Source organism: Collinsella sp. AF39-11AT, assembly GCF_003474585.1.
Taxonomy (GTDB): domain Bacteria; phylum Actinomycetota; class Coriobacteriia; order Coriobacteriales; family Coriobacteriaceae; genus Collinsella.
Map to the genome: position 1 here is coordinate 1 of NZ_QROG01000007.1, position 13,342 is coordinate 13,342.

Below are 13,342 nucleotides of genomic sequence, written 5' to 3' on the forward strand. Positions count from 1 at the left end.
ACATTAAGTGCTTTCCTTTGCGTGCGGAACTCGCGACAAACTTAACCCCCGCCCCCAGCCCCGGAGACCCTCCCTGCCGTCACTTTGTTCGAGTCGTTGTTGTTCCTCGCCGCTTCCGCGGCTCGAGGTCCCCGTTCTCCTCGGCGGGGTTGTCTAAGGTTGTCGCTGAAGCTCTGCCTTTTGTTGCGGTTACTCCAAGTCAATAAACTTGGTGCTTAGGATCTTGCCGTCTTTAACGAGCATTCTGGCCATGGTGGGGCCTCGGGTGCCTCTGGGATAGCTGGCGCTGCCCGGGTTGAGGACTAGGCAGCGGCCCACTTGGGCTTCTTTGGTTGCGTGGGTGTGGCCGTTGATGGCTACGTCTACGGATCCCACCGGAAGGTCTTCGCGGTAGTGGGCTACGGCGAATTTGAGGCCTTCGTAGGTAAAGAGCGCAAGACGGTCTACATCGGGGCCGTAGTCGCGGTAGTAATCGTTGTTGCCCAATACGGCCCGCACGGGGGCGATGGTGCATAGGTGCTCGTAGTCCATCTCTGACGTAAGGTCGCCGGCGTGGATGATCAGGTCTGCGCCCTCAAGCTCATCCAAGAGCGCAGGCGATAAATAGCCGTGGGTGTCCGAGATGATGTCGATGCGCTTGGCGCTTGCGCTGTTCATGGGATCCCTTCCGCAAAAAACGATTCGGCAGATACATACAAAAAAGGCCCCACGGCCCCGCAGACGATGGGTCTACAGGGCTGCGGGGCCAGTGTGCTAGAGACTCAGAGCCTTCTTGAGCGGCACGACGCGGCGGCGCGAAACCGGCACGCGTTCGTCGACGCCCGTAATGCCCAGCTGGATGGCGCCCGAGGGCACCGTCTCAACGTCCGTGACGCACGCTAGGTTGACGATATAGCGGCGGTGAACACGGAAGAAGCCAAAGTCGCAGAGCTTGGCCTCAAACTGCGCCAGCGAGGTCGTCGACAAAAAGCGATCATCGACGGTATAGATGCAGGAGTAATCGTCCTTTGCCATGATAAAGCGGATGTCATCCACGGGAATGAGCACCTTGCGGCCGCCCTTTTCCACCGGGATACGCTCGATGGTCACTTTGCTGTCCGTAACCGGCTTGGCGCGTTGCATGACCTTCTCGATCGCGCGATCCAGGCGTGCCTCCTCAACCGGTTTCATTAGGTAATCGACAGCATCTACGTCGAACGCCTCGACGGCATGATCGCTATACGCGGTCACAAACACAATCGCCGGCGGATTTTTGAGCTTATGCAGCGCCTCGGCAAGTTGCAGGCCCGAGGCACCGGGCATCGAGATATCGAGAAACACGACATCCACGCGACTTTCCATAAGCATCTCGATGGCGGAGCGGACGCTCGACGCCTCCGTGATCGTGCCGATCTTGCCCGTTTGCTCGAGCAGGAAGCGAAGCTCCGAGCGAGCCGGCGCCTCATCATCCACAATCATCGCACGCAGCATAGGGATAAAACCTTTCGTCAACTAACTACGCCGGGCATCCGTCGCATGACGTTGAGCCCGTAGCCTTTTATTTTACTCTTGAATGTCAAAGATGCTCTCTGACAAATCAAGATGAAGGAGCACTTTGGTGCCCTTGCCCGGCGCCGATTCGACACGCGTATAGGAGTGCGGCCCATAAAAGCGATGGATGCGCTCCGAAATATTGTGCATGGCCACACCGGCGCCGCCACCCTGGGGAGAGCTGGCGTCGGGACGGGCAGAGCGCTCGTCAAACAGTCTGGCGGCGGTACCCTCATCCATGCCCACGCCATTATCGGCCACGGCAATCAAGATTGCATCCTCGCCGTCTTGGTGAACGGTCACGTCGATCCTCAGGGCGTCGTCATCGCCCATACCATGACGTACGGCGTTCTCGACAATCGGCTGGATCACGAACGCCGGCACCAGCGTATCTTCCACGTCCTCGGACACATCGAACGTCGCAAGCACGCGGTCCTCGCCAAAGCGGGCCTTCTCAAAGGTAAGGTAGCGCTTGGTCTGTGCGACCTCGCGCGAGACCGGAATAAGCGATCCCGAGTTGTCGAGCGTGGCACGATAGAACGATGAGAACTCACGAAGCAGTTCGCGGGCCCGCAGCGGGTCGGTGCGCGTAAACGATGCAATGGTGTTCAGCGTGTTGAACAGGAAGTGCGGGTTAATCTGCGCCTGCAGCGCACGCACCTCGGCGCGCGCCGTGAGCTCCTTTTGCACCTCGAGCTCGTGGATGGCGAGCTGCGTGGACAAGATCTCGGCAAAGCCCGAGGCAAGCGCGTACTGGGTACGGTCGACGGCGCGCGGGGTCTTGTAGTAGAACTTGAGCGTACCGACGGTACGATCGCCCACCTTGATGGGGGCGATAATGCCGGCGGGGACTTGGTTGTGCGAGCCGTCCGAGCCCACGACATCCACCATACGGTTGAACGACTGCACGATGCCATGTTCGATAACGTAGCGTGTGGCAAGCGTGTGGATGGGAGTATCGGGCAGCAGTTTTTCCTCAAACTCGCCCGCGCAGGCAAGCACGTTGTCCTCGTCGGTGATGGCCACCGTCATGGCGCGCGTCTCGGGCAAAATGCGCCGGCACACCAAACGCGCCGACTCCTGCGTCAGACCGCCCTTAATGTCCTCGAGCATGGCCGAGGCCACCGAGAGCGTCTCCTCGGTGTACTGGGAGCGCACCGAATCGGGATTGAGCGTCAAAAAGATAAAGATGCACAGAAAGATGCACAGCAGCGCGCAGGCAATCACCGTGGCGATCGGCTCGATACCGGTCACCAAGGCGAAAATAAAGTACACCAGCACGCAAATGGCGCAGGCGACGGCAATGATGCGAAAGATTGATATTGAACTATCGCGCTGGGCGCGGCGGTCGATCATTCGGCCCCCTCCAGAATACTGATCAGTTGTGCGTCACGCCAAAGCCCGTCCATAATCTTGGGCCAAAAGCTCTGGAAACGCAGATAGCTTGCAGCGTTTTGGCGCGCATAGGCCTTTGCCTCGTCGATACCATGGCGCCAGATGCGCAGGTAGCCCTCATGCTCGCGGGTAAACACGCTGCGGACCATAGCGGTCTTGCGCACGCGGTCGTCGAGCTCGCGCGAAATCCACGGGCCCGGGTAGGGCATGAGCGATGCCGCCGTAACGGGGATGAGCTCCTTTTGATGCGCGGCGAACGTCAACTTGGCCCGTTCGTAGTACCAACGGTATACATCCTGCATAAAGCGCGGTGAGCGCTTTTCGGACTCCGGAGGCAGATGGCGCACGGTCCACTCGTTATCAAACCACACGTCGTAGCCAAACATACGCATGTTAAAGAGGTAATCCAAGTCCTCGCCGCGGGTGATAAACGGGTCAAAGGCCACACGCGTAAAGGCGCGGGCGTGCAGGGCCATCAGGCCGCCGCACACGTAGTTGGAGCGCGAGATGCGGGTGCCCGAGAGCGCCTTTTTCATCCAACGGTTGAACTCGATGCGCTTGGTCCACCAACGATGGCAGATGCCCGCCTTGTCCGTGGGAGCCAGCGGCGAGCCGTCGCGATCGTAGAAATAGCCGCTCTTGACCAAGATCGGCAGGCCCTGGCGCGTCTGCTGACCCAGCGCGTAGGTCGCGCGCTTCATAAAGTCGGCATCGATGACAGTCTCATCGTCATCCAAAAAGATAACCGCGTCATGCCCCAGCACAGCGGCACAGGCTAGCCCCATGTTGCGGATGGCACCGTAGCCTCGCAGGCTCACGCACTCGCCCGAACCCTTGGGCGCGATCTGAGCAACCCGGTCTGCGATGCGCGAGGCCTGGGTGTTGGTGACAACGGTGACCTTGAGCGTGGGATGCGCGTCGACAATCTCGTGCACGCGCAGCGACACATCGGCTGTGGCAGAAACAGGACAGACCACCAAAAGGATGATGCGCGGGATGTCGCACACCTGCTCAAGCGAGGCCAGGCAGCGGTCGAGTTCGGGATTGTCGGCGTTGAGTCGCGTCGAATGGTCATAGGTGCCAGGGGCGTTTGCGCAAGCGTCATCGCCCGCCCAATACGTTGGAATCACGACCGTGGCGTTCATGCCTTACCCTCCCTGCAACACAAAAACGGGACGCCGCCAAACACAGGCGACGCCCCGCGACCTAGCTGATTCCATCATACCCACTTGGGCAAATCATTGCTCGCAAGTCGCAATGTTTATTGCGGATAACCCCAAAAGAGTACCGTGGACAGGCACAATAGCCGCTCGCTCCTATGCGGCATGCTCTGCCGCCCGAGTCATGCGGGACAGGCGGACCAGTAGCATAAAGCCAACGACCAGCAGCACGCCAATGGAAAGGACGCCCAGCGACGGGTTGCCGGTCAGCGAGGTGACGACCGACACCAGGAAGGTGCCCATAACGCTTGCATAACGACCAAAGATGTCAAAGAAGCCGTAGTACTCGTTGGACTTTTCCTTGGGGATAATGCGGCCAAAGTAGCTACGGCTGAGCGCCTGCACACCGCCCTGGAACAGGCCGACCATAATGGCAAGCACCCAAAACTCAAAGGCAGTCTTGAGGAAGAACGCGGCAAAGAGCACGATGCCCATGTAGGCGGCGACTGCCACCAAGATCATATTGAGCGTGCCCACGCGGCCGGCGAGCTTACCGTAGATGATGGCGGACGGGAAGGCCACAAACTGCGTAACGAGCAGAGCCAGCACCAGTTGGGTCGAGTCGATGCCCAGAGCCGATCCGTAGCTGGTTGCCATGGAAATAACCGTGTGCACACCGTCGATGTAGAAGAAGAACGCGATCATGTAGACCAGCACGGTCTTATTGTGGGCGATCTCACGCATGGTGTGTCCGACCTCGGAGAACACACCGCCCACGATGTGGCCAATAGTATCCTCGGGACCGCGCTCGCGACCGTACTTTTGCTTATAGGCGCGAATGAGCGGCAGGGTAAAGATGAGCCACCAGGCACCAGTGATGATAAACGACAGACGCGTTGCCAGCATGGTGGGGATGCCAAGAGCGGGGCCACCCATGATGAGCGCCAGGCAGATGACGAACGGCACGGTGGAACCGATGTAGCCCCAGGCATAACCCGAGCTGGACACGGCGTCCATGCGCTCGTCGGTGGTAATGTCAGGCAGCATGGCGTCGTAGAACGTCATAGAAGAGTTAAGGCCGATGGTGCACAGCACGTACACGGTCAAAAATGCCATGGCGGACATTGGGATAGCCTGCGCCAGGCAAAGCACCAGGCCCGTGAGGAAGAAGCCCAAGAAGAACTTGATCTTGTTGCCGGCGTAGTCGGCAAGTGCGCCCAGAATGGGCATGAGCATGGCGATGACCAGCGAGGCGATCGTCTGCGCATTGCCCCAAGCGACCACCAGGTCGGCCGAGGAAGCGCCGGTATTGATGGCGTTAAAGTAAATGGGCACCACCGAGGTATTGAGCAGCACGAGGGCCGAATTGCCCACATCGTACATAACCCAGTTACGCTCGAGCTTGGTGTATTTCATGGACAGGGACCCTTCGTATTTGCCCGATATGCAGTTAGTTCATCGTACCCCAATTGTCCAGAAGCACCGGTAAGGATTCGGCAAAGGGGCACGCATGAGCCCTATTCCTCGCGGTCGAACTCCTCATCGGCATTGAGCACGCGACCGCTGTAATTGACATGGTTGGTCACGGCTTCCATATCGCCGGTCTCGATAAAGCGGGCAACCGTGCACTCGTAATCGAGCAGCGCGCGGTCAAAGACCTCGGGAAAGCTCTCGGTCGAGACTTCATCTGTAAAGGGGTTCTTCCATGCCAAGTGGCCCAGGTTGCCGGTACGCTCGGGCAGCTCGGTCGTCACGCGGTGCGCAAGGCCGTCGAGCAGCGAGTAGTCGTGCACCAAGCCCTCAACCAGCGAGATCGCGCGCGTCTTTGCGGAGCCGGCCGGCTCAATCGCGCGGTAAAGTCGCTGCATATTGGCAACGGCAGCACCGTACTCCCCCGCCGGAATGTCAATGCCGTACACGCGTCCGGCAACATAGCTCATCAGCACGCCGGCCACGCGATTGATGCGATCGGTGGTGACGATCTCGCCCGCCGGCGGGTAATCGTCAACCGTAGCGCCATCGCGTTTAAGCTGCAGCATCAGTACATCCAGGTCGCTCTCGATCACGGCATGGACCTGACTGCTCGAATCCTCAAGCTCTGAATCGGACTCCACGATGCCAAACTGTTGCTCATAGACAAAGGGGTGAGCGTTGCGGTCGAGCACGTAATGAGACAGCAGGCCCAGCGCAAAGGCACGACCCAAGCTGGCGTCGCGCGGCAGCAGATGCGACACGCCATCGCGCAGGCACGCGAACTGGCGAGACATGCGCGACCGATGCATGACCTGCGCCAGCAGCGTGCAGTCGGAAACACGCGGTGTCAGAATGTGAAAGAAAAACGGGTCGGGGCCTTGGTTGCCCAAGATAAAGGCAATGCGCTCTTCATCGGACGTGATGACGCCCTGCGGAAGACGGTCGATGCTTTCCTCGCCAAACAGATGATGGGTGATAAGCGCGGGCATAATGATCCTTTCGATTTCATTCGATGCCACCCATTATGCCCACCGCGCGCCCATGCCAAACCTGCGATGGTAAACGACGGCACGCAAGCCTCTTACGCAAGCCCCAGGTGCGACTTGACCTCGGCGGCACGACGACGGGACACCGGCACCGTCGAGCTCACGCGGTCGAGCCTGAGCTCCATCAACCCCGTGGAGCCAATCTCAACATTGTGCACGTCTTCCAAATTGACCAGATAGCTGCGATGAACGCGAATAAAGCCCTCGGAGCCCAAGCGACGTTCGAGCGAAGAGATCGACTCATTGATCAGATATGTTCCCTCGGCGCAGACGGCGTTGCAAAAATCGGCACGCGCCTCAAAGTAGCAGACATCCGCCACGGGGATGAACACCTTTTTGCCCCCGCGATCCACCGTCAGACGCAAGGGCTGGCGCGGAGCATGGACGACACGACGAACGCCCAGGGCGGCCTCGATCTTATCGAGCGCCTTTGACAGGCGGGCATCCTCGACCGGCTTGACGACGTAATCAATGGCATCGAGGTTATAGGCATCGGCCGCATACTCGGCAAATGCCGTCACAAACACCACGACCGGCGGCGTTTTTAGGTTCTGCAGCGTCTCGGCAAGCTCGATTCCCGAGCGGCCGGGCATCGTGATATCCAAAAACAGCACGTCGGGCTTGTTCGACAGAATCGACTCCACGGCCTCGGTGACATTGCCCGCCTCGGCAATCTGTCCCACACGTGCATCCTTTTCCAGCAGATAACGTAGCTCAGCCCTAATAGGAGGCTCGTCATCAACCACCAAGATGTTCCATCCCTCGGACATATGCGCTTCCCCTCTTTTTTTCTCTCAATCCAACCGCGCGCTACACCTTCATCGGCGCCGGCTCATGCGGCTCGCCGTTCAGCTCGACGATGACCTGCGTTCCCACGCCCTCCTGGGACTTCACGCGCATGCCAGAATCTTCTCCGTAAAAGAAATGGATGCGCTGAAGCACGTTGAAGAGCGCCAGGCCGCAGCCTCGCTTGATGGAGCCGTCGGCGGTAATGCTCTCGGGCTCCTCTCGGCGATGCTGCTCAAACAGATGCGCGCAGACTTCTTCGCTCATACCGATGCCGTCATCTTCGACGATGATCTCCAAGCCGTCATCGGTCTCAAAAGCCCTAACATGAATAGAAAGCGGCTCGGTCTCGCGCTGCGCATGCTTGATGCAGTTTTCGAGCAGCGGCTGCAAGATAAACGGCGGCACCATGCTGTCGCGCACCTCAAAGTCGATATCGACCGAGACGCGCAGACGGCCGTCGCCATACCGGGCCTGCATAAGGTTGATGTAACGAGTGCCCTGTTCCACCTCGTGCTCGAGCGTTGTGAGGGTATCGGAATCGGACAGTGTCTGACGGTAGTAATTGGAAAAGTCGATGAGCAGCGACCTGGCCTTGTCCGGCTCGGTACGCACGAGCGACACGATGGTGCTGATGGTGTTAAACAGAAAATGAGGATCGACCTGCGATTGCAAGGCGCGCAGCTCCACGCGGGCTGTGAGCTCGTCCTGGCGCTCGAGCTCAAAGCTGGCGAGCTGCGTGGAGATGAGATCGGCAAAACCCGAGGCCAACGCCGTCTGGCGCATATCGATGCTGCTCAGGCGGGGATAATACAGCTCGAGCGTACCCACGCAATGCCCGCGCACGGTAAGCGGCGCGACAATGCCGGCGCGCAGGCGGGGAAAATAGCCGTCCGTCTCATTGGAGGCGTCGCGCGAAAATACACTCTGCTCGCCGGACTCGATCACGTTGAGCGTGGTCTTGAGTACAACCGGGGTGCCGGCAGGGCACTTTGCCGAGTCCTCGCCCCAGCTTGCCAACACCTGTTTGCCATCGGTAAAGCAGATGGCAGAGGCGATGGTCTCGGACAGGATAATTTTAGAGGCGCCCAGGGCCGCTTCGGGCGTAAGGCCGCGCGACGTGTAGGCGAATATTTTTGATGCGATGGCGAGCGTACGGTCGGTTGCGCTCGATGTGAGGTCGTCGGGGACCACAAAGACATACGAGAAGAAGAAGCACAGCATGACCAGACCGGCAATAACGACAACGCCCGGAACGGGATTGGGATTATCGGTTAAATCCCAGATAAGCAGCAGGATAAGCGCCGGAACGACAATACCGAGCAGGATGGCCTGAACAACATGCTGGGCCGTACGAAAGACCTTGGTAGAGTTGTAGCTCTTGCCCAGAATCAGCCTGTTTAAATCCACCGTCATCCCCTCTTGTCCTTAGCACCCATAGCAATAAAGAGGGCCGCAAGCGACCCTCTCCATTGCATTATGCAATCAAAAACTGTGTTTTACATCAAGCCATCGACAAACGGTATCTTAGGCGCTGTATTTGTTAGCCTCACCAAAAGTGCCAGCCTCGATGATCCAGCCATCCTTCATGATGACGTCCATGTTGTCGGTGTTGAGCACGTGGATGTCGGCGGCGACGTCACCGTTGACAACCAGCAGGTCGGCGCACTTGCCGGCCTCGATGGAACCGGTCTCGTCCTCGATGTGGCACATCTTGGCACCGTTGAGGGTGGCGCAGGTGATGGTCTCGACCGGAGTGAAGCCGATCTTGTCGACGAACTCGTACATCTCCTCGATGGAGCAGGTGCCGTACGGGGTGACGAAGGAGAAGGAGTCGGAGCCGATCGTCATGACGACGCCGCGCTTCTTGGCCTCGCGCAGGCAGTCGTAGTTGCGCTGCAGCTCCTTCTCGACCAGGGTGCCCTCGTACTTGTCGTGCAGCTCGGGGACGTAGACGGGCGGATAGGTGGCGTACCAGGTGGGCAGGAAGGCGATCGTCGGGGTGAAGAAGGTGCCCTGCTCGGCCATGAGGTCCATGGTGCGCTCATCGATATCGAAGCCGTGAATCAGCTGCTCGCAGCCAAAGCGAACGGAGTCGTAGGCGGCGGCGTGGTTGTTGTAGCAGTGACTCCACACGGGGATGCCGACCATCTTTGCCTCTTCGACCACGGCCTGGATCTCCTCGGAGCAATAGTGCTGGTCGCGACCGGAATCCCAACGCCAGATGCCGCCACCGGTAGCCCAGATCTTGATGGCATCGGGGTTCTCGCGCAGGCGACGACGGACGGCCTTGCGCAGATCCCAAGGACCATCGACCTGGTCGCCCCAGGGATGGGATTCCTTGTTGAGCTCCTGGGTGCAGTGGTGGGAGTCACCGTGGCCGGCAACGCGGCAGAAGCCAAGACCAGTGGCCAGAACGCGCGGGCCCTTGAAGACGCCCTTGTCGATGCAGTCGCGAATCTGGATACCAAAGCGGCCGATCTCGCAGACGGTGGTGAGGCCGTGGGTGAGGCAGTCGTAGGCCTGCTTGACGGCGACGGCCTGCTTCTCGAGGAGCGGCTGCATGACCCAGTCGGTGTCATCGTCGGTCAGGTTGCCCGAGAAGTGCAGGTGGGTGTCGATCAGGCCGGGAAGGACGGTCTTGCCGGCGGCGTCGATAACCTCAACGCCCTCGGGAAGGTCCTGCATAGTACCGGCATACTCGATCTTGCCGTTGTCGTCGACGAGAACGAGGGAGTTCTCGACCGGCTCGGCACCGGTACCGTCGATGAGCTTGCCGCCAACGATTGCATACTTAGTGGACATGGTTCCTCCTTATGGATCCATATAGTGGGCGAGGCCATGTTGGGTTATGGCCTCACAAAGCTACCCAAGTGGTGCCGGGTTCGGTGCGCGGAAGAGAGGGGTCCGCGCACCCGATCCGCCCCGGCTAGGCGTTATTTTTTGCGGGAATTGGTGAAGGCCATGAGGGCCAGGCCAACGGCCAGCCAGCCGATCACGATGCTCCACTCCACCATGTTGAGGGAGGCGGGAGAGAACGGGACCACGAGCAGGCCGATGATGACGGCGCAGGCAGCGACAGCGAGGCTGATGCCAAACTTGCCGCCGGGCACCTCGTAGGGACGAGGCAGGTCGGGCTCGGTGAAGCGCATGCGCAGGCAAGCGAGGGCGACCATGCCGCAGGAGAAGATGAAGGCGAGAGCCGACACGTTGGTCAGAGGGATGAGCATGTTCTTGCCCAGGAACGGACCGATGACGGTGATGACGCCCAGGACGGCGCAGGCGAGCTTGGGAGCGCCGGACTTGGGATCGACCTCGGCGAACTTCTCGGGCAGCTGGCCCTTGCGGCCCATGGCAAGCATGATGCGGCTCGTGGCGCCGTAGAAGGAGTTCATCGGGCCCATGGGTCCAAGCGTGGCGATGACGAGCATGGCCAGGTACAGGAGCATGTTGATGCCCTTGAGGCAGGCAAGCGCGGGAACCGGGCTCTTAACAAACTCATGCCAGTCGAGGATGGTGCCGAACGAGTAGATGCAGACCATGTAGAAGCCGCCGGCGGCCAGCAGGGCCAGGGAGATGATCTTGCCGAACTTGTTCCAGTTGAGGCCCTCGGCTGCTTCCTCAGCCTGCTGAGGAATGGTATCGAAGCCGGCGTAGAAGAACGGGGTCAGAACCAGGACCGACACGATGCCGGCGAACAGGCTGGTGCCCTCGGTAGCGGGCTTGCCGCCGCCAGCACCGGTGACCTGGGAGAACACGGGCATGGCGTGTTCCGGCGAACCGGTGAACAGCGAGACACCCATGGCGAGCAGCATGCCGCAGAGCAGAGCCTTGGTCAGGAAGGCCTGGAGCTTGGCGGCCGAGCTGGCACCGCGGAAGTTGAGGAAGATGACGTAGACTGCAAAGCCGAGCGCGATTAGCGTCGGGAACAGGTAAACGTCGGCGCCCAAGATGGTGTAGAGCTTGACGGCGCGCAGCCACTCAAGACCGGGCAGGCTGCCGAACATCTCGGACACGAGGGTCGAAATGGCGATGGCCTCCCACGGGCACAGGATGCCGTTGCCCAGGGCCAGGAGCCAACCGGTGATGTAGCTCAGCGTACGGCCAAAGCTACGGTCGACATACTCGACGATGCCGCCCGAGATGGGGATAGCAGCCGTGAGCTCACCGAAAACAGCTCCGACGGGCACGAGGAAGATTGCACCCAAGAGGAATGCGATCATAGCGGGAACGGGACCGCCGCCCACGACCATCCAGTCGCCGACCTGCAGGACCCAACCAGTACCGATGATGGCACCGAAACCGATGGTGAAGAAGTTCCAGAGCGAAAGCGTTTTCTTCATGCCACCGTTACCTTCGACTGCAACTTCTGCGTTCTTGTCCGCCATTGTTCCCCTCCTTTCCTTATTGACGCCTCTTTGGCGTCACCCCTTGCGCGGTCTGTTTTGCCGCGCGCTTTTATTTCGTGGCTTTAAGATACGGCCTTGGCACAGCAGCGCCGCTTGTGGCTCGACCGAAGGCAGAACTGCAAAACGAGCGGCGCCGTTTTTGGGACGAACGGAGGAAGACGTCATTCGTCTTGGACGCTTTCATCTTGGCTGCTTTTGAATACCTGTTGCCGTGACGCTTGGCGCGCGGCGCGGCAACGTTCATACCATTTGTCAGGCTTTTGGCGCACATGCCCATGTGTCGTGCATCTTTTTATGTAGGATAGACAAGTTACACATGAGGCAAGGTGATTCGAATGGCATATGGATACAATGACGGCGACCAACGGCCACAAAGCGTGCGCCTTGCCGGCCGCACCACGCCAACGCCCAGAAGCACCTCCGACAACGACAACCCGCAGCGCCCCCAAGAGCAGCTCGGGGCTTCTTCGCGGCAACAAAGCCGTACCGTGCAGCAGTCAGACCGAATGAGTACGAGCACACGCCAACGCCAGACCGACACATCGCAGCCACGCCGCTACGATCGCCGTAAGACCGACTACTACGTTAAGCGCTCCTTTTCGCGACCTCAACGCGATCGCGGCAATTCCGCCCCTCGCCCCGCGTCGCACACCACAAGTCACGCGCTTCCGGCCCGCCGCCTACGCCTTGCGTTTTGCTCCATCGCCGCCTGCCTCGTCTTTGTGTTTTTGGGATCCTGTATCTCTCACGGATCAGCCGGTCTCGAGCCCACTGCCGAGGACAAGCTGCTTAAAGCTCCCGTCGCACCCGGTTACTCCTTTGCGTTCTCGACCCCACGCTCGCAGTGGTAGGCCGGCACCATGCCCCACATCTACCAAATTGACCCCGCATGGTCGGAGCTGCCCTATGCCGGTGGCACTATTCGCGAAAACGCTTGCGGCCCCACTTGCCTCACCATGGTCTATATCTTTAAGACCGGCCACACCGATAAGACGCCGGTCGATATATGCGCACTGGCCGAAGCCGGCAACTACGCCCCCACTGGTGCCACCGAGTGGTCGTTTATGACAGGCGGTGCGTGGCAGCTGGGGCTCAACGGAACACAGCTCTATAACAATCGCGAATCGATTACCCAAGCACTTCGCTCGGGTGCGCCCGTCATCGCCGCAGTGCGCCCCGGTACGTTTACCAACGTAGGCCACTACATCGTGCTCTACGGCATCGACGATGCCAACCAGATTGGCGTCTACGACCCCAACTCGGCCAGCCGCAGCGCCCGCCGCTGGGGCGTGGTGGAGGTCCTCAACGAAATCGAAGCCATGTGGGCCTACTACTAGTCATTGGGCACTCATTGGGGACAGACTTAAATGAGTAGTCCCAGATTGCCAGGAACCGCCGGTACGGAAAGCGCATCCCACTTTGGAACTCAATGGTGAGATGCGCTTTCCGCTAGCGGTCCGTTTGGGAAACAACATCCCGCTTTTCGGCCAAATTCGGGGATGCATTTTCCCGTTGAGGACCTCAAGGGAAACTAGATCCCGTT

12 protein-coding genes are annotated in these 13,342 nt (G+C 59.7%); 2 read left to right on the forward strand and 10 right to left on the reverse strand.

The features are described from left to right. Window positions 1-189 precede the first annotated feature (189 nt). The 10 genes from DW037_RS04175 to DW037_RS04220 all read right to left on the reverse strand — a co-directional run bounded on the left by DW037_RS04175 (window position 190) and on the right by DW037_RS04220 (window position 11,778). Complete coding sequence (locus tag DW037_RS04175) at window positions 190-657, reverse strand: YfcE family phosphodiesterase (protein ID WP_118372881.1); 468 nt, start codon at window positions 655-657, stop codon at window positions 190-192. A 96-nt stretch (window positions 658-753) separates the two neighbouring features. Beyond that, window positions 754-1,470, reverse strand: coding sequence for a LytTR family DNA-binding domain-containing protein (locus DW037_RS04180; protein ID WP_006235156.1), 717 nt, complete (start codon window positions 1,468-1,470; stop codon window positions 754-756). 72 nt (window positions 1,471-1,542) lie between these two features. Continuing rightward, window positions 1,543-2,886, reverse strand: a complete 1,344-nt coding sequence (locus tag DW037_RS04185; protein WP_006235157.1) for a histidine kinase — start codon at window positions 2,884-2,886, stop codon at window positions 1,543-1,545. Next, on the reverse strand, window positions 2,883-4,070 hold the full coding sequence (locus DW037_RS04190) for a glycosyltransferase (RefSeq protein WP_117638136.1): 1,188 nt from the start codon (window positions 4,068-4,070) through the stop codon (window positions 2,883-2,885). Before DW037_RS04190 ends, DW037_RS04185 begins: the two co-directional genes overlap by 4 nt. 171 nt (window positions 4,071-4,241) lie before the next feature. After that, on the reverse strand, window positions 4,242-5,501 hold the full coding sequence (locus tag DW037_RS04195) for an MFS transporter (protein ID WP_117770287.1): 1,260 nt from the start codon (window positions 5,499-5,501) through the stop codon (window positions 4,242-4,244). Window positions 5,502-5,602: 101 nt separating this feature from the next. Next, on the reverse strand, window positions 5,603-6,547 hold the full coding sequence (locus DW037_RS04200) for a zinc dependent phospholipase C family protein (protein WP_117634430.1): 945 nt from the start codon (window positions 6,545-6,547) through the stop codon (window positions 5,603-5,605). 92 nt (window positions 6,548-6,639) lie between these two features. Further along, window positions 6,640-7,374: a LytTR family DNA-binding domain-containing protein gene (locus DW037_RS04205; RefSeq protein ID WP_117716143.1), complete on the reverse strand. Its 735-nt coding sequence runs from the start codon at window positions 7,372-7,374 to the stop codon at window positions 6,640-6,642. A gap of 40 nt (window positions 7,375-7,414) precedes the next feature. Continuing rightward, window positions 7,415-8,800 (reverse strand): histidine kinase, encoded by a 1,386-nt coding sequence (locus DW037_RS04210; protein ID WP_233504650.1) that lies wholly within the window; start codon window positions 8,798-8,800, stop codon window positions 7,415-7,417. Between the two features lie 117 nt (window positions 8,801-8,917). Continuing rightward, a complete protein-coding gene (locus DW037_RS04215; protein ID WP_117770285.1) occupies window positions 8,918-10,195 on the reverse strand; it encodes an amidohydrolase family protein in 1,278 nt (425 codons plus the stop codon). Window positions 10,196-10,326: 131 nt separating this feature from the next. Next, a complete protein-coding gene (locus tag DW037_RS04220) occupies window positions 10,327-11,778 on the reverse strand; it encodes an APC family permease (RefSeq protein WP_117646630.1) in 1,452 nt (483 codons plus the stop codon). Window positions 11,779-12,134: 356 nt separating this feature from the next. On the opposite strand from DW037_RS04220, the gene DW037_RS10485 reads away from it, so the two are divergent. Next, the gene (locus tag DW037_RS10485) at window positions 12,135-12,650 is read left to right on the forward strand and encodes a hypothetical protein (RefSeq protein ID WP_147352006.1); all 516 of its coding nucleotides are present in this window, start codon (window positions 12,135-12,137) and stop codon (window positions 12,648-12,650) included. 9 nt (window positions 12,651-12,659) lie between these two features. Next, on the forward strand, window positions 12,660-13,136 hold the full coding sequence (locus DW037_RS04225; protein WP_117564962.1) for a C39 family peptidase: 477 nt from the start codon (window positions 12,660-12,662) through the stop codon (window positions 13,134-13,136). The last annotated feature ends 206 nt before the right edge of the window (window positions 13,137-13,342 follow it).